This is a genomic window from Dechloromonas hortensis, assembly GCF_009469765.1.
In the GTDB taxonomy this organism is placed as follows: Bacteria; Pseudomonadota; Gammaproteobacteria; order Burkholderiales; family Rhodocyclaceae; genus Azonexus; species Azonexus hortensis.
In genome coordinates this window covers 108,729-125,183 of record NZ_SSSQ01000010.1, presented here as the reverse complement: position 1 = coordinate 125,183, position 16,455 = coordinate 108,729, and the positions used below count along the sequence as shown (strand labels likewise).

The 16,455-nt window shown below is 62.7% G+C and carries 13 protein-coding genes; 2 read left to right on the top strand and 11 right to left on the bottom strand.

Annotated features, from left to right (window positions below):
• Position 1: 1 nt before the first annotated feature.
• The 9 genes from GH663_RS15690 to GH663_RS15650 form a co-directional block, all read right to left on the bottom strand.
• The gene (locus GH663_RS15690) at positions 2-2,212 is read right to left on the bottom strand and encodes a CHASE2 domain-containing protein (protein WP_153132639.1); all 2,211 of its coding nucleotides are present in this window, start codon (positions 2,210-2,212) and stop codon (positions 2-4) included.
• Between the two features lie 20 nt (positions 2,213-2,232).
• Complete coding sequence (locus GH663_RS15685; RefSeq protein WP_153132638.1) at positions 2,233-2,928, bottom strand: FHA domain-containing protein; 696 nt, start codon at positions 2,926-2,928, stop codon at positions 2,233-2,235.
• A 15-nt stretch (positions 2,929-2,943) separates the two neighbouring features.
• Complete coding sequence (locus GH663_RS15680) at positions 2,944-3,768, bottom strand: Stp1/IreP family PP2C-type Ser/Thr phosphatase (RefSeq protein WP_211371172.1); 825 nt, start codon at positions 3,766-3,768, stop codon at positions 2,944-2,946.
• Positions 3,765-6,299, bottom strand: a complete 2,535-nt coding sequence (locus GH663_RS15675; protein ID WP_153132637.1) for a CHASE2 domain-containing serine/threonine-protein kinase — start codon at positions 6,297-6,299, stop codon at positions 3,765-3,767. Before GH663_RS15675 ends, GH663_RS15680 begins: the two co-directional genes overlap by 4 nt.
• 96 nt (positions 6,300-6,395) lie before the next feature.
• The gene (locus tag GH663_RS15670) at positions 6,396-7,352 is read right to left on the bottom strand and encodes an ornithine cyclodeaminase family protein (protein WP_153132636.1); all 957 of its coding nucleotides are present in this window, start codon (positions 7,350-7,352) and stop codon (positions 6,396-6,398) included.
• A gap of 9 nt (positions 7,353-7,361) precedes the next feature.
• Positions 7,362-8,063 carry a TerC family protein gene (locus GH663_RS15665; RefSeq protein WP_153132635.1) on the bottom strand — a complete coding sequence of 234 codons (702 nt, stop codon included), beginning with the start codon at positions 8,061-8,063 and terminating at the stop codon, positions 7,362-7,364.
• Positions 8,064-8,127: 64 nt separating this feature from the next.
• On the bottom strand, positions 8,128-9,021 hold the full coding sequence (sucD, locus tag GH663_RS15660; protein WP_153132634.1) for a succinate--CoA ligase subunit alpha: 894 nt from the start codon (positions 9,019-9,021) through the stop codon (positions 8,128-8,130).
• An 11-nt stretch (positions 9,022-9,032) separates the two neighbouring features.
• Complete coding sequence (gene sucC, locus GH663_RS15655) at positions 9,033-10,193, bottom strand: ADP-forming succinate--CoA ligase subunit beta (protein ID WP_153132633.1); 1,161 nt, start codon at positions 10,191-10,193, stop codon at positions 9,033-9,035.
• Between the two features lie 136 nt (positions 10,194-10,329).
• Complete coding sequence (locus GH663_RS15650; RefSeq protein WP_153132632.1) at positions 10,330-11,688, bottom strand: MATE family efflux transporter; 1,359 nt, start codon at positions 11,686-11,688, stop codon at positions 10,330-10,332.
• A 132-nt stretch (positions 11,689-11,820) separates the two neighbouring features.
• Between GH663_RS15650 and paaK the strand changes: the two genes are divergently transcribed.
• Entirely contained in the window at positions 11,821-13,116 is a 1,296-nt protein-coding gene (paaK, locus tag GH663_RS15645) for a phenylacetate--CoA ligase PaaK (protein WP_153132631.1), read from the top strand.
• A 3-nt stretch (positions 13,117-13,119) separates the two neighbouring features.
• On the opposite strand, the gene GH663_RS15640 is transcribed toward paaK, so the two are convergent.
• The gene (locus tag GH663_RS15640; protein WP_153132630.1) at positions 13,120-13,821 is read right to left on the bottom strand and encodes a fumarylacetoacetate hydrolase family protein; all 702 of its coding nucleotides are present in this window, start codon (positions 13,819-13,821) and stop codon (positions 13,120-13,122) included.
• A gap of 120 nt (positions 13,822-13,941) precedes the next feature.
• Here GH663_RS15640 and GH663_RS15635 point away from each other — a divergent pair, with 120 nt between their 5' ends.
• Positions 13,942-15,711 carry a type IV pilus assembly protein FimV gene (locus GH663_RS15635; protein WP_153132629.1) on the top strand — a complete coding sequence of 590 codons (1,770 nt, stop codon included), beginning with the start codon at positions 13,942-13,944 and terminating at the stop codon, positions 15,709-15,711.
• Here the strand turns inward: GH663_RS15635 and GH663_RS15630 are convergent.
• The gene (locus tag GH663_RS15630) at positions 15,708-16,454 is read right to left on the bottom strand and encodes a Nif3-like dinuclear metal center hexameric protein (RefSeq protein ID WP_153132628.1); all 747 of its coding nucleotides are present in this window, start codon (positions 16,452-16,454) and stop codon (positions 15,708-15,710) included. The genes GH663_RS15635 and GH663_RS15630 overlap by 4 nt on opposite strands.
• Position 16,455 lies beyond the last annotated feature (1 nt).

Sequence of the window (16,455 nt, the reverse complement as noted above, 5' to 3'; positions counted from 1 at the left end):
CCTATTTCGTCTGAAAAGTGGTTACCGCGCACCAGTGCTCATCCGGGGGACAGGCCTGCCACCCGGCCAGGCGCTCGGCGTACAGCGCATACAGCCGGCAGGTCGGCGAGCGTTGTTGCAGATTGTATATCCGGAGTTCGGCTTGCTCCCATTCCCGGGCACGATAGAGGCGCAGCGCGTCCTGCCAGAGCTTCAGTTCCTCGCGCACGGCAGGCGACAACTCGGCGGTCAGGCCGAGCGGTTCGTAGATGGCAATCGCCATGTCCTTGCCGACCACCTGGACGCGGTCGAGTTCACGAAACGCAATATCGCCGATCTGCGCCTGCGTCGCCTCGCCGACAATGATCTCGACTCCGTAGTCCTTGGTGATGCCTTCCAGGCGCGACGCCAGATTCACCGCATCGCCCATCACGGTATAGGCCTTGCGAACCGGCGACCCCATGTCGCCGACCGTCATCGCCCCGCTGTTGATCCCGATTCCCGCCCTTAACACCGGCCAGCCCTGCGCCTTGAAAGGCTCGGCCAGCGCGTGTAGCTGTCGTTGCATGGCCAATGCGGTCAACACCGCGTGACGAGCATTTTCCGGATCGCTGACCGGCGCCCCCCAGAAAGCCATGATCGCATCGCCAATGTACTTGTCGAGCGTCCCGCGCTGCTGGCGGATGACCTCGGTCATCACCCCGAAATACACATTCATCAGACGACTCAGCTCGCGCGGCTCCATTCCTTCCGAGATCCGGGTAAAACTGCGGATATCGGCAAACAGTACCGTCAATTGTTCGTTACGGCCTTCCATGTTATAGCTGCCCGGGTTCCTGGCCATCTCATCGACCAGCTCAGGCGGCACATACTGGCCGAATAATTCGGTGAACTGCCGCTTGCTGCGCGACTCGACGAAATAACCCCAGGACATGTTCAGGCCGTAGAGCAGCAAGATGGCGAGAATGCACGCCGCCAGCGGCAGCACCAGATTCGCCGAATGCCAGAGCAGCAGGTTGAGGCCCAAGCAGGCCGCCAGCGTGAGGATGGTCAGCAAGCTCGCCCGCAACGGTGAAAGAAGGGGCAGGAGGATGGTCAGCATGCCACCGAAAAGCAGCAGTTGCAGCACATCGAGGCCGCGCACGTAGCCCGGCATGTCCTTGACGGTGCCGCTCAGCATGCCGGCGATCAAGTTGGCGTGCGCTTCGACGCCGGGAAATGCCGCGCCGACCGGGGTCGACCGCAGGTCCATCAAGCCCGGCGCCGTCGTCCCGACCAGCACGATGCGGCCGGCCAGTTGCTCGGTGGCAACTCGCCCATGCAGCACGTCGACCGCCGAAATGTACGGAAAGCTTCGTTCATAGCCGCGGTAGGGAATCAGCGCCGTCGCATGTTCATCGACCGGAATACGCAGGCTGCCGCGTTCGGAAATGACATCCAGCCATTCGATCCCGGTCTTCTCGTCAGGTAAGCCCGGACGCACCTCGCTGCGCCCGAGCAACGTACGCAGCACGGCAAGCGCCAGCGCCTCGTAATATTGCCCCTGAAATTCAACGACCAGCGGCACCCGACGTGCACTGCCATCGACATCGACCAACGGATTGAAATGCCCGCCCGCCGCGGCCGCCTTCTGCAGCAGCGGCAGACTGGCGCCGTAGCCGAGCCAGGAAACCAGCGGAATCCGGCGCCCGGCCAGCGTCGCCGCCGGGAAAACGGGCGGCGGCAAGGCTCCCGTTTGCTGCGCCTGCTCCAGCCCGGAAAAATAATAGCCGAGGACCACCGGCCGCCCACGCAATGTCTCGGCAAACAGCTGGTCGTAGTCGAGCGAGCGGCGCAAAGCGGCCAGGCTGCGCTGAAAGGACGGCTCGTTTTTCAGTTGCTGCCGACCGAGCGCTTCGAGCACCTTGAGTCCGGAGCTTTCGTCCGGCTCGGCGAAAACGACGTCGAAACCGACCACAGCTACCTGATAGTCGTCGGTCAGTCGACGGACGAGTTCGGCCAGTACGTTGCGCCCCCACGGCCAACGCCCGACTTCGGCCAGACTTTTTTCGTCGATATCGACGATGACAATACGCTCGTCGAGCGTCTTCGGCATCGTCAAGCGCAGGCGCGCATCGTACAGATACGCATCCAGGGCACTGACGAAGGGAATCTGCCAGACGCCCCCGGCATGACCGAGCAGCAGAATCAGACATAAGGCGCCGAGAATGAAGCGGATCAGCTGTCTTTTCACGGCAGCAAAAAGCTGAAAACTCAGGACTTCAGGAAGAACTCCATCTTGATCCCGGCAATCTCGATCACGTCATGGTCTTTCAAACGATATGCCTGGGCGTCCAGCGCCTGGCCATTGACGATGGGAAACTGCAAGCCTTCGACGTGGGTAATGAAATAACCGTGCGGCCGCTTGGCGATGACAGCCACCTGCAGCCCCGGCTTGCCGAGCGTGGTCAGCGTCTTGGTCAGGTCGAGTTCCTTGCCGGCATTGGCACCGTTCAGCAATTGCACCGCCGCGGCCGGCATCGCGCTCGGCGCCGGCGCAGCGGCGGGCGCCACGTTGCTGCGCGTACCATGCTCGACCAGTTGCATGTCCTGCGGCCGGATGGCGCTCGAACGGATGGCCGATGATTTCTCGTATTCGCTGGGAGTGCCGGCCCCGACCTGCAACTCTGCCATGTACTTGAGCCGGTATTTGCCCAGTTCGACGACATCGTTGTTGCGCAGGAAATGCTTCTTGATCGGCTGCCCGTTGACCAGGGTGCCGTTGGTGCTGTTCATATCCTCAAGGAAAGAATCGTTGAGGATGGTGACGATCACCGCATGCTCGCCGGAAATAGCCAGGTTATCGATCTGGATATCGTTGTGCGGCTTTCGGCCGATGGTCAGGCGCTCCTTGGTCAGCTGAATTTCCTTGAGCACCAGTCCATCCATCGAAAGGATCATTTTTGCCATATTGCCTGCCTCATCTCACTTGAGCCGGGCCAGCAGCTTTTGCCACCAGCCCCGGGATACCGTGTAATCACCGCGCACCCTCACCAGAATCACCGAAATATTATCCCGCCCGCCATTGTCATTCGCCATCTGCACCAGATGCTCCGCCGCCAATGCCAGGTTGTCACCCAGGGTTTGCACGGCGAGCGCAATCTCGGTGTCGTCCAGCATGTCACTGAGGCCATCCGAGCAGAGCAGGAAAATGTCATCAAGCTGGACGTCGTAGTCGTGAATTTCCGTCTCGACCATCGCATCGACACCCAGGGCACGCGTGACAAGGTTCTTGTTCAGCGAGTAGCGAGCTTCTTCAGCGCTAATCATGCCACTATCAAGCTGTTCCTGTAAGAGGGAATGATCCTTGGTCAACTGCTCGAAATAGCCGCCGCGCAGCCGGTAGAGGCGCGAATCCCCGAGATGGGCGACACTCATACGATTATCATAAAAGCAGGCGACGACCAGCGTCGTTCCCATGCCGGCATAGCGTGGCTGGCTTTCGGCAGCCTGAAAAATCGCCGTATTGACGGCCGATATCTCGGCCAGCAGGCGCTGATGCATGACCTCTGCCCGCATCGACTCGGCATCACGCATCGGCGAGGCCGCCATGAATTGGGCAAAATTCGCCGCCAGCAGCGTCGTCGCCATGCCGCTCGCCACTTCGCCGGCGTTATACCCACCCATGCCGTCGGCCAGAATGGCCAGCCCGAGGCCCGCATCGGCAAACACCGCATCTTCGTTCTGGCCGCGCACCAGCCCCGGGTCGGTCGCCGTCACCATCTCGAGGGCATCGGCCAGCTTTTTCATTGCTCCGCCTCCGTTACCAAGCCGGTCAGGCAGGCGCGCAAATCGGCGGCCATTTGGCTGCCTTGCTGATAGCGCTGCTCGACGTTCTTTTGCAAGGCCTGCTCGATCACTGCCACCACCGCGCCCGGGAGTTGCGGGTTAAGGACGGCGATATCGGTCGGCGCCTCGTTGGCGATCCGGAACATCAACTGGGCCAGGGATTCGCCGGTAAACGGCAGTTGACCGCAGCACATCTGATAGAGCGTGACCCCGAGCGAGAAAAGGTCGGAACGACCGTCGATTTTCTTGCCGGCCAGTTGTTCCGGCGACATGTAGGAAGGCGTCCCGAGCACCATGCCAGTCCGTGTTTTCGACGAGTCTGTAATCCGGGCAATGCCGAAATCGGTCACTTTGACCTGGTCCGAGGCCGGCTCGTACATGATGTTGGCCGGTTTGATGTCGCGATGGACGACGTTGTTGCGATGCGCGTAATCGAGCGCATCGGCCACCCGGGCGATGATCGACAACACATTCGGCAGCGGCAGCAAGGCGCCTGGCTTGGTCTGCGGCACCAGATCGCGGCCCTTCAGGAACTCCATGGCGATATAGGCCAGATCGTGCTCCTCGCCGGCGTCGTACATGGTGACGATATTCGGATGATTGAGGCGGCCGGCCGTTTCGGCCTCGCGGAAGAAGCGCTGCTTGACCTCGGCCAGTTCGTCGGCGTCGAACTCCTGGGCCAGCGCCATGGTCTTGATCGCGACTACCCGGTTGATCTTCGGATCGCGCCCGAGATAGACCACGCCCATCGCCCCCTTGCCCAGTTCTTTTTCCAGCTGGTAACGCCCCAACATCGGCTTCTCGACCTGCGCGTCGCCCAACAGCACGGCGCCGCTCGCCGTTTGTCCGCGTGATCCGGCCAACAGCACGTTATCCGACATCTGCTTGAGACGGGCCAGGCGCTCGGGCAGATCGCGGAACTTGGGATTGAAATCGGCCATGTAGCACAATACCGTTTCCGCCTTGTTGAACTGGCGTTTGCGTTCGTAATCCAGGGCCAGGCTGTAGAGGCTGTCGAGCAGCGCTTCATCGAGCGGGCAGCGGCGGAACTTGTCGAAAGCCAGGTCGAGCATGCCCTGCCCCTGGAAAGCCAGCCCCAGCATGCGATTGGATTCGGCCGACTCGAGATCGGACTTTTCCTTGCCGCGCTCGGTCAGCAGAAAGCGCCGGGTAGTCAGCAGCAGATGGCCGATCAGCAGCAGGCTGCTCGCCCCCATCAGCGGGATCCAGATCCCGGCTCCGAGCATCAGCCCGAAATGGCTGCCAACCAGAGCGACCAGCACGAGCAGGGTGAGCAGCGCACCGACACCCGCCGTCAGACGCGGCAAGACGAACATCAGATAAAGGCCGACCAGCAGCATGGCGCCCAGGCTGACCCAGTTGCCCCAGCGCGGGGTCACGAAAAAATGCTCCTGCAGGAGGCTTGACACCGAATGCGCCAGGATCAGCACCGGCGGCATCGCGGGCGAGAACGGCGTCACCTGCGTCGCCCCCAGGCCGGCCGCCGTCGCCCCGATCAGCACGATCTTGCCAGCATATTTGCTGGCCGGAATCTTGCCGGACAGCACGTCGTAGAAAGAATCGACCGAAAAAGCCGGTCGACCGGCGGACTCCCTGTAGAAGAAGGTATTCATCTCGGTGCTGCGATTGGTCGGTATGCGCAGCTTGCCGAGGCGGACCTCCTGGCCGAGGGTAACCCGGATGTCGGCTGGCCCGAGATTCAGGCTGCGCGCCGCCACCATCAGGGACAGGGCCGGGTAGAACTGGTCGAAATAACGAACGACCAGCGGTTCACTGCGGATCGCCCCATCGGCATCCGGTCGCGCATTCAAATGCCCGAGTGCCAAGGCCTGACCACCCAGCATTTCGATCGGCAGTTGCACCTGCACGGCGCTGGCTGTCTCGCCGTTGGCCTCGGCGACCTGCGGCAAGCGATTCTTGACGACAAAATCGGCCAGTGCACCGTCCGGGCGATCGCGCGCCTCACCCAGTTTAAAGAGGAAAGGCAGGATGACGTTGCCCGCCCGGGCCAGGCTCTCGGCCAGTTGGCGGTCGGTATTCAGGGTCGTTTCCGCCTCGCTGAGCAGGGCAGCGATCCTGGCGGTTTCCGGCGTCTGCGTTACGCCTTCGGCAGCCGCCTGGTTGACGATATCGATCAGGCGGCTGATGTAGCGATAGCCCGGGTCGAGTTGCGCCTCGGAGAAAAACACGGTGCTGGCGATCACCTTGGCCGGCGCACTGGCCAGGCGGTCGATCAGGCGGGCGTGCAGGTCGCGCGGCCACGGCCAGCGGCCCAAATTGGCCAGGCTCGGCTCGTCGATGGCGATAATCGCGATACGTTCGCTAGGCGTGCGGCTCGCCGCCTGCACCCCGATGTCGTAGGCCTTGCGCTCAAGGCTTTGCAGCAGATCGCTCGCCCCGGCCAGCAGCAGGAGCAGCGTCAACAGCCCGCCGAGAAACCATTCCGACCGCCAGAATGCGGCTTTTGCCATCCCCTTTTCCCTTCCATCCCCGTAGCTGCTGCCAAACATCCTTGAAGCATAGGAGTCGGGCATATTTTTACGCCGAGCCCAGGCTCCGGTCAAACCTCATTGCAGCGGGATTTCCACCCCCAGGCCGGTCGCTTCGGCAGCTGCCAGCACCCGTAGGGCAACTGCTAGGTCCTGGATGGCCAGGCCCTGCGACTCAAAGACGGTAATTTGCTCGGCCGACTCCCGGCCCGGCTGGCGACCGATGATCACCTCGCCCAGTTCGACCATCTGGCGCGGCTGCAAGCGCCCCTTTTCGAGCAGCGGCAACAGATCGCCGGCCTCGGCCAGTGCCGTGGCGACGGTATCGACAGCGATCAGGCCGCAGCGCCGCAGCGTCGCCTCCGACAATTCCTGGCGAATCAGCGCATTCGAGCCGGCGGCGTTGATGTGGGTCCCCGGACTCAGCCATACGGCGTCAAACAGCGGCTGTGCGGCAGTCGTCACAGTACCGAGCAGATCACTATCGCGCACGGCCTCTTCGGCACTCGCCGCCGGCACGACGCGGACGCCGGTCTGCTCGCTCAGCCGCTGGCAGAACACGGCCAGCTTGTCGGCCTGGCGCGCGAACACCTTGACGCATTCCAGCGGCAGCGCTTCGCAGATGGCGCGGACGTGCCCCTCGGCCTGCCAACCGGCGCCGAACACGCCAGCCACCTTCGCCTCCGGCCGGGCGAGCCATTTGGCGGCCACCCCGCTCGCCGCACCGGTGCGGATCATGCCCAGATAGTCGGCCTCGATCATCGCCCGCAAACGGCCGCTTGCCGCGTCGAAAAGGTGCACCAGAAAACGGTTACCGCTGCGGTTGCTGGTGTAGGCCTTGTAGCCGAGCACGCCCTGCGCCGGCAAGGCGCCCTGCAGGATGTGCAGGGCCGTCTGCGGCAGTCGGGTCCGTGCCCGCGGCGTGTCCTGCGCCTGGCCGAGCGCCAGGTCGCGATGCGCCGATTCGACAGCTTCCATGGCCATTCCTACGGTCAACAGCTGTTTTACGTCATTTTCCGAAAGAAACAGGGCCATGTTTATTCCTTATACGATCGTCACGTCCTGGCGGGCGAGAATCCGCTGCTCCAGCCAGCGCCCCACTACCACCACGACCAGCGCCCCGACGGCACCGGCCAGCTTCGCCGACCAGGCCGGCAGGGCCGGCAGCACGGCCAGCACCCCAGGGTCGGTAAAAACCATCTGCCCCGCCACGTAGCCGAGCAAGGCCGCACCGAACAACACGATGGACGGAAAGCGTTCCATCCAGTGCAGGATCAACTGGCTCGACCAGACGATCAGCGGAATGCTGACGGCCAAACCGAACAGCAGCAGCGCCAGGCTGCCATGCGCGGCACCGGCAACGGCAATCACGTTGTCGAGGCTCATCACGAAATCGGCGACGATGATGGTCTTGACGGCGCCCCACAAGTTGGCCGAGGACTTGATGTCATGCCCCTCCTCCTCCTCGGGCAGCATCAACTTGACGGCGATCCACACCAGCAGCACGCCGCCAACCAGTTTCAGCCAGGGCAGGTCCATAACCAGCGCGGCAAAAACCGTCAGCACCACACGCAGGCTGACCGCCCCGGCGACGCCCCAGAAAATGCCGGCCTTGCGTTGCTCCGGCGCCAGATTACGGCAGGCGAGTGCGATCACCACGGCATTGTCGCCGGAGAGCACGATATCGATCAGGATGATCTGGCCAACGGCGATCCAGAAAGCGGTAGAAAAAAAGTCGAGTTCCATAAACCTGCAGACGTAAAAAAGGCGGACACGCGGCCCGCCTTTTTGGTTGAGCTAGGCTCGAATTTTACAGCATGGCCTTGAGCAGCTTGGCCATTTCGGACGGATTGCGCGTCACCTTGAAGCCACACTCTTCCATGATGGCGAGCTTGGCATCGGCGGTGTCGGCACCGCCGGAGATCAACGCACCAGCGTGACCCATGCGCTTGCCGGCCGGGGCGGTAACACCGGCGATGAAGCCGACGACCGGCTTCTTCATGTTTTCCTTGCACCACATGGCGGCTTCGGCTTCGTCCGGACCACCGATTTCGCCGATCATGATGACGGCGTCGGTTTCCGGATCGTCATTGAAGGCCTTCATGACGTCGATGTGCTTCAGACCGTTGATCGGGTCGCCACCGATACCGACGGCAGACGACTGGCCGAGACCGATTTCGGTCAGCTGGCCGACGGCTTCGTAGGTCAGGGTGCCGGAGCGGGAGACGACGCCGATGCGGCCCTTGCGGTGGATGTGACCCGGCATGATGCCGATCTTCACTTCGTCCGGGGTAATCAGGCCGGGGCAGTTCGGGCCGAGCAGCAGGGTCTTCTTGCCGCCCTTGGCTTCCTTTTCCTTCATCTTGTTGCGCAGGATCAGCATGTCGCGCACAGGAATGCCTTCGGTGATGCAGATGGCCAGGTCGAGGTCGGCTTCAACGGCTTCCCAGATCGCGGCAGCAGCACCCGGGGGCGGCACGTAGATAACGGAAACGGTGGCACCGGTTTCGGCAGCGGCTTCCTTGACGGAGGCGTAGATGGGGATGTTGAAGATGGACTCGCCGGCCTTCTTCGGGTTCACGCCGGCAACGAAGCATTCCTTGCCGTTCGCGTATTCCTGGCACTTTTCCGTGTGGAACTGACCGGTCTTGCCGGTGATGCCCTGGGTGATGATGCGGGTGTCTTTATTGATGAAAATGGACATTCAATAGCTCCTTACTTGACCGCAGCAACGATCTTGGTGGCGGCTTCGGCCATGGAATCGGCAGAGATGATCGGCAGACCGGAATCCTTGAGGATCTGCTTGCCCATGTCTTCGTTGGTACCCTTCATGCGCACGACGAGCGGCACGGACAGGTGGGTTTCCTTCGCTGCGGCAACGACGCCGGTAGCGATGGTGTCGCACTTCATGATGCCGCCGAAGATGTTGACCAGGATGCCCTTGACCTTCGGGTTCTTGAGCATGATCTTGAAAGCTTCGGTGACCTTCTCGGTCGTCGCGCCGCCGCCGACGTCGAGGAAGTTGGCCGGCTCGGCGCCGAACAGCTTGATGGTGTCCATGGTGGCCATGGCCAGACCGGCACCATTCACCAGACAGCCGATGTTGCCGTCGAGGGAAATGTAGGCCAGATCGAACTTGGAAGCTTCGATTTCGTCAGCGTCTTCTTCGTCCAGGTCGCGCATGGCGACGATTTCTTCCTGACGGTACAGGGCGTTGGAGTCGAAGTTGAACTTGGCGTCGAGCGCCTTGACGGTGCCATCGGCTTCGTGGATCAGCGGATTGATTTCGGCCAGCGAAGCATCCGTTTCCATGTAGCAGGTGTAGAGCTTCTTCAGCGTGTCGATACACTGCGGAATCGAAGCTTCGTTCATGCCCATGCCCTTGGCCAGGGTCATGCCCTGCTCGTCGGTCAGGCCGACCAGCGGGTTCACGAAGACCTTGACGATCTTTTCCGGGGTCTTGTGGGCAACTTCCTCGATATCCATGCCGCCTTCGTAGGAGGCCATGATGGCGACGGACTGCGTGGCGCGATCGGTCAGCGCTGCAACGTAGTACTCGTGCTGGATGTCGGCGCCTTCTTCGATCAGCAGGTGGCGGACCTTCTGGCCTTCCGGACCGGTCTGGTGCGTGATCAGCTGCATGCCGAGGATCTGGCTGGCGTATTCGCGCACTTTTTCGAGGGAGGTTGCGACCTTGACGCCGCCGCCCTTGCCACGGCCACCGGCGTGAATCTGGGCCTTGACGACCCAGACCTTGCCGCCCAGGGTTTCGGCTGCCTTGACCGCGTCATCGACGGTCGTGCAGTGAATCCCGCGCGGAACCGTAACGCCGAATTTCTTCAGGATTTGTTTGCCCTGATATTCGTGAATTTTCATGCGCTTTCCTTGCGTTTAGTTGAGTTGCGAGCAATGAGCGGTGGCCGAAACATCCCCTGACCCCACCCGGTTATACCGTCTTGAGCCCAAAATCTTACCACATACGGAAAAAATTATTGCAGACCAAAATTCATAATTATGGAACCGATTCGACGCCCTGCATGGCCTTGCGCAGCAGCGGCAGCAACATCGCAGCGGCCAGGATCAAACCGGCCACCGCGGCCAGCCAGAATCCGGCCACGCCAAGCGGCGGCGACCAGCGATAACAAAGCCAGGCACCGCCCAGCAAACCGATGCCCCAAAAGCAGAAAGTCTGGACCAGCATCGGCGCAAACGTCACCCGGTAGGCGCGCAAGGCATGGCCGGCCACCGTCTGCAAGGCATCGAAAAACTGGTAAATCGCGACGTAGATGACCAGGCCGACCGCCACCGACCGCACCGCCGGGTCGTCGGTATAGGCAGCGACCAGCGGTTCGGCAGCCAGCCAGAGCAGCAGGCCGGCCAGCGTCGACAAGCCGGCGGCGAGCAGCAAGCCGGCGCGCACCGTGGCATGGGCCCGCGGCCAGTCGCGCCCGCCAACCGCCTGGCCGAGCGCCGCCATCGTCGCAATGGCCAGCGACAAGGGCAGCATGTAAGTCAGGGCCGAGATGTTGGCGACGATCCGGTGACCGGCGACGACGGTGGCGCCAAGCGAAGCGACGAACAGACTGACCAGCGTAAACGAAGTGATCTCGACCAGATTGGACAGCCCCATCGGCAAGCCAAGGCGCAGCAGTTCGCGCCACATCGGCCAATGCGGCCGCTGCCACTGGCTGAATGGCCGGTAACGTGTGCCGAGCGGGCCGTAAGCAAGATAGGCGCCCCCGCTCAGGCAGGCCAGCCAGCCGATCACGATATTGGACAGCGCGCAGCCGACCACCCCAAGCGGTTCGCCCAGCCAACCCTGCAAGGCCAACCCCCAGGCCAGCAGTGCGTGCAGGAAGAGACTGAAGAGACCGATCCCCATCAGCACCCGCGGCTTACCCAGCGCATTGCAAAAGGCATAGAAGGTTCGATAGCAAAGCGCTGCTGGCAGCCCCCAGGCGAGCAGCGCCAAATACTGCCGAACCTTGGCGTCGACCGCGGCATCCATGCTGGCCACACCGAGCAGCGCCCCCGGGTATAGCAGGAAGAGCACACCGGGGATACTGAGCAACAGGGCCAGCCAGAAGCCCTGCTGCAGCACGCCGGCCACTTCGCCATCCCGCCCTGCGCCGTGCAGGTGGGCGACGACCGGCGCCACCGCCTGCAGGATGCCGACCAGGGCGAAAACCACGGAAACATGAATGCCACCGCCAATCGCCACCGCCGCCAGGTCGAGCGGGCTGACGTGGCCGAGGACGGCGGTATCGACCACCATCATGCCGATGGAGGCTAGCTGGGCGATCAGGATGGGAAAGGCATGGGCGAGGAGCCCGCGGGCAGCGGCAAGAAGCATGGGGCGGGATTGTCGCATGACGCAGGTTGCGCCCACCCCTTGCCGACCGCGAAGCCTGCGGTCGACCGGCAAAAACATGACAAATTGATCTGGCTCAACCGGTCCCCCGCCCAGGCAAACGAGAATCTGCCGCTCAGGAGGGAGACAACAATGAAAAAAGGCTTACACGCCATCGAATCGGCCAGCCGCGACGAAATCGCCGCGTTGCAGGTCGAGCGTCTGAAATGGACCTTGCATCACGCCTACGACAACGTGGCGCACTACAAGACCAGCTTCGATGCGGCCGGAATTCATCCGGACGACTTCAGAGAGCTGGCCGATCTGGCAAAATTTCCATTCACCAGCAAGCAGGATCTGCGCGACAACTACCCTTACGGCATGTTCGCCGTACCGCGTGAGAAGGTCGCCCGCATCCACGCCTCAAGTGGCACCACCGGAAAACCGACTGTCGTCGGCTATACGCAGCGGGACATCGACACCTGGGCCGAACTGATCGCCCGTTCGATCTACGCCTCGGGCGGCCGGCCCGGCGACATCGTCCATGTTGCCTACGGCTACGGCCTGTTTACCGGCGGCCTCGGCGCCCATTACGGCGCCGAGAAGCTCGGTTGCACGGTGATCCCGATGTCGGGCGGGCAGACCGAGAAGCAGGTCCAGCTAATCTGCGACTTCAAGCCGAACATCATCATGGTGACACCGTCCTACATGCTGAACATCGCCGACGAATTCCGCCGCCAGGGCATCGACCCGCGCAGCACGGCGCTGCGCATCGGCATCCACGGCGCCGAACCGTGGACCGACGCCATGCGCGGCGAGATCGAGAACGCCTTCGGCATCGACGCCATCGACATCTACGGCCTGTCGGAAGTGATCGGCCCGGGTGTCGCCAACGAATGCGCCGAGAGCAAGGATGGCCCAGTGATCTGGGAGGACCATTTCTACCCGGAAATCATCGATCCCAACACCGGCGAAGTGCTGCCCGAAGGCAGCCAGGGCGAACTGGTGTTCACCTCGCTGAGCAAAGAAGCAATGCCGGTCATCCGCTACCGGACGCGCGACCTGACCCGACTGCTGCCGCCGACATCCCGCGCCATGCGGCGGATCGGCAAGCTCACCGGCCGCTCGGACGACATGCTGATCATTCGCGGCGTCAATGTCTTCCCGACCCAGATCGAGGAGCTGATCCTGCGCCAGGCCAAGCTATCGCCGCATTACGTGCTGGAAGTGACGCGCGACGGCCACCTCGACTCGATCAAGGTCAATGTCGAACTGAAACCGGAGTTCCAGTTCGCCAGCAGCGCCGAGCGGGAGTTCGTGGCGCACGACCTGCAGCACCACATCAAGTCCTACATCGGCATTTCGGCCAGGATCGATGTCGTCGAGGTCGGTGGTATCGAGCGCTCAGTCGGCAAGGCGAAGCGGGTCATCGACAAGCGCCCGAGCTAAGCCCTAAACGATGCGCAGGCGGAGGCTGCCGACACCGTCGACGCCCGCCGCCAGCACATCGCCCGGTACGATCGGCCCGACCCCAGCCGGCGTGCCTGTGTAGATCAGGTCGCCGGCCTCCAGGCGGACCAGCGTCGACAGGTTGGCGATGATGTCCGCCACCTTCCACATCATCGCCGACAGATCGCCGTCCTGGCGGATTTCGCCATTGACGCTCAGCCAGATCCGGCCGTGATCCGGATGGCCGCAAACGGCCACCGGCTGAATGACGCTGACCACTGCCGACTGATCGAAGCCCTTGCCCATATCCCAGGGCTGCCCCTTTTCCTTGGCCCTGCCCTGGATGTCGCGCCGGGTCAGGTCCAGGCCGACCGCGTAGCCGAAAATCAGGCTTTTGGCCGCGTCGACCGCAAGATTCGCCCCGCCCGCCTGGAGAGCGACCACCATCTCGACTTCGTGATGCAGGTTTTTTGTCAGCGGCGGATAAGCAACGCTCAACTCGCCCTCGCCGCTGACCACGGCGTCGCCCGGCTTCATGAAGAAAAACGGCGGCTCCCGCCCATCCGCCTGATCGATCGCCCCCATCTCACGCGCATGATCCGCATAGTTGCGGCCGACGCAAAAAACACGACGCACGGGAAAACGATTCTCGGTACCTGCCACTGGCAAGGCGGCGTTTTGTGGCGGAGGAAATACGAAGCTCATCGGGCACTTTCCAGCAAGATTGATCGAAGGCAAAAGTGTGCAATATTTCCATGCCCGACGGACAGCCCGATGCTAAAGTAAATTCAACATAAATTACTAAATTGAAAAAGTTGAGGGCGTATGAACTCCAACTTGATACGCTTCAGTGCGCTGGGGGCCACGATCTTTTCCGGCTACGCCAGCGCCATAGGGTTTGGCGAAATCACCCTGCACTCCCGGATTGGCGAAGCGGTCCGTGCCGAAGTGCCGGTGCTTGCCGCCAGCGGTGAAGCGCTCGACACCGCCTGCTTCACCCTCGCCGCACTCGGCGGCACCGACCTGCCGGTCATCACCGGGGCGCGCGTTCGTCTGATCCGCAACCAGAACGGCTATCGCCTGCTGATTACCGGTCACAAGCCAGTCACTGAACCCATCTTCATGATCGGCTTACGCGCCCATTGTGGCGTCGACCTGCAGCGCGACTATGTCCTGATGCCGGAAGCACCGCCCTCCCTGAGCGATGTGCCAGTGCCGCCCGCCAGCCTCGCCGCGCCCAGCCAACCGGCCAGAGCGCGCACCTGGCGCGCCAGCGAAGGCGAAACACTGGAAAGCATCGCTGCCGAACTGGCCGGCGGCGACGCCGGCCAGCAACAAAGGACCCTGGCGACCCTTCGCCGCGCCAACCCCGGCCTGAGCGCCGAGGAAGTACTTGCCGAAGGCACCAGCATCCGCCTGACCGCACCCAAACGACGTCCACCACCGCCCGATGCCGAGATTGACGATGCGAGACGGCGCGAAGCGCGTAGTTACGCCCGGGCCGAACTACCCGCCCCACCCCCAAAAAAAGAAGCCCCGCCCATCATCGAGCCGTCCCGGCGCAGCCCTGAAACGGCGCGTGACCGCCTGGTGCTCGGCGCCCCGCCGGCCGACCTCAAGCCGAGCGACAAAGCCGCCCCGCAGCGCCCCAATCTCAGCGAAATGGAAGAGCGGATGCTCAAGCTGGAGACCACGCTGCACAGCCTCAATCAGGAAGTCGACAAGCTCAACCACGCCCTGAGCTTGACGACCGAAGCTCTGGTCGCCCAAAACCAGCTCCAACTGGCCCAGAGCACCCAGCCACCGAGCGTGGCCACTACCGTCGCAACGCCGCCGGTACCGGCCAACACGGCAAAAGGCAACTGGCTTGAACTGCTGCTCAGCGCCCTGGCAGGCGGCAGCGTGGCCGTCGGCCTGGCCGGCTGGCTGGGCCGGCGCCGCGAAGGGAACCGCGACACTGAGATGCCGCTGGCACTATCCGGCTACCGCCCAGAGATACTCGCCAAACCGGCAAAACCGGAAATTCAGACGCCGCTTGCCGCCGCAACGCCGCTCCACACCCCGATACCGGCGGTCGACATCCCGCTCGAGCACATTTCTGCGCTGCCGTCCGACGCTACGGGCACCGACATCGACCTCGACGAATCGGACTCGGCGCTTGAACTAGCCGAGATCATGCTGTCCTTCGGGCGCATCCGTAGCGCCGCCGAAACGCTAGCCCAACATGTCGAGGAAGCCTCACCGGACAACATCCAGTTGTGGAGCATGCTGCTCGACCTCTACCGGCGCGGCGACATGCGCAACGAATACGAAACCCTGCTCCCGAAAATCCGCAAAAAATTCAATGTACACGTCGCCGGCTGGGACGACTCCAGCACGCCGGTTTCCGGACTCAAGGCACTGGAGGACTACGCCCATATCGCCCGGCGCATCGTCAATAGCTGGGGCGAACAGGATTGCATGGACTATCTTTGCGAACTCGCCCATGACAATCGTGCCGGCCAGCGCAGCGGCTTCCCGCTCGAAGTGGTCGAGGAAATCGCCTTGCTGATGCGCGTGCTCGAAACCGGCTACAGCCTGAAACGGCCCAACTAAACCGGATTGTCGATATCGACGAACTCGCAGGCCAGCCCACACTGCTCGGTCAGGTGCCGGGCCAGCGCCTGGACGCCATAGCGCTCGCTGGCATGATGGCCGCAGGCAAGATAGGCGACACCGCTTTCGCGGGCGAGATGCACCGTCTGCTCGGAAATCTCGCCGGAAACATAGGCATCGACGCCCAGGGCGATGGCCTGCTCGAAATACCCCTGAGCCCCGCCGGAACACCAGCCGATGCGCTTTATTGCGCGATTCGGCTCGCCGATCAGCAGCGGAACCCGGCCCAGCGTCCGCTCGATCTGTACGGCCAGCTCCGCCGCACTGCACGGCGCCGCCAGCCGCCCCAGCCAAGCAATGTTCTGCTCGCCGAAATTGCCCTCCGCCAGCCAGCCCAGCCGACTGGCCAACTGGGCGTTGTTGCCGAACTCAGGATGCGCATCGAGCGGCAAATGGTAGGCCAACAAGTTGATGCCATGGGTCAGCAAGGTCCCCAGCCGCTGCCGGCGGATTCCGGTGATGCGGCCATCCTCGCCTTTCCAGAAATAACCGTGGTGCACCAGAATGGCATCGGCCCCGCGTTCGACAGCGGCATCGAGCAGCGCCTGGCTCGCCGTAACGCCGGCGACCAGCCGGCGAACCTCGGCCCGTCCTTCCACTTGCAGGCCATTTGGGCAATAATCCCGAAACTTTCCGGGCTCCAGCAGCCGGTCCAGATATTCCACCAGTTCTTGACGGTTCATT

Excerpts from the sequence above, each read along its gene's own strand:
- GH663_RS15650 (WP_153132632.1), bottom strand. The coding sequence starts at position 11,688 with ATGCGACAATCCCGCCCCATGCTTCTTGCCGCTGCCCGCGGGCTCCTC.
- GH663_RS15675 (WP_153132637.1), bottom strand. The coding sequence starts at position 6,299 with ATGGCAAAAGCCGCATTCTGGCGGTCGGAATGGTTTCTCGGCGGGCTG.
- sucC (WP_153132633.1), bottom strand. The coding sequence starts at position 10,193 with ATGAAAATTCACGAATATCAGGGCAAACAAATCCTGAAGAAATTCGGC.
- GH663_RS15670 (WP_153132636.1), bottom strand. The coding sequence starts at position 7,352 with ATGGCCCTGTTTCTTTCGGAAAATGACGTAAAACAGCTGTTGACCGTA.
- GH663_RS15640 (WP_153132630.1), bottom strand. The coding sequence starts at position 13,821 with ATGAGCTTCGTATTTCCTCCGCCACAAAACGCCGCCTTGCCAGTGGCA.
- GH663_RS15630 (WP_153132628.1), bottom strand. The coding sequence starts at position 16,454 with ATGAACCGTCAAGAACTGGTGGAATATCTGGACCGGCTGCTGGAGCCC.
- GH663_RS15685 (WP_153132638.1), bottom strand. The coding sequence starts at position 2,928 with ATGGCAAAAATGATCCTTTCGATGGATGGACTGGTGCTCAAGGAAATT.
- paaK (WP_153132631.1), top strand. The coding sequence starts at position 11,821 with ATGAAAAAAGGCTTACACGCCATCGAATCGGCCAGCCGCGACGAAATC.
- sucD (WP_153132634.1), bottom strand. The coding sequence starts at position 9,021 with ATGTCCATTTTCATCAATAAAGACACCCGCATCATCACCCAGGGCATC.
- GH663_RS15635 (WP_153132629.1), top strand. The coding sequence starts at position 13,942 with ATGAACTCCAACTTGATACGCTTCAGTGCGCTGGGGGCCACGATCTTT.
- GH663_RS15665 (WP_153132635.1), bottom strand. The coding sequence starts at position 8,063 with ATGGAACTCGACTTTTTTTCTACCGCTTTCTGGATCGCCGTTGGCCAG.
- GH663_RS15680 (WP_211371172.1), bottom strand. The coding sequence starts at position 3,768 with ATGAAAAAGCTGGCCGATGCCCTCGAGATGGTGACGGCGACCGACCCG.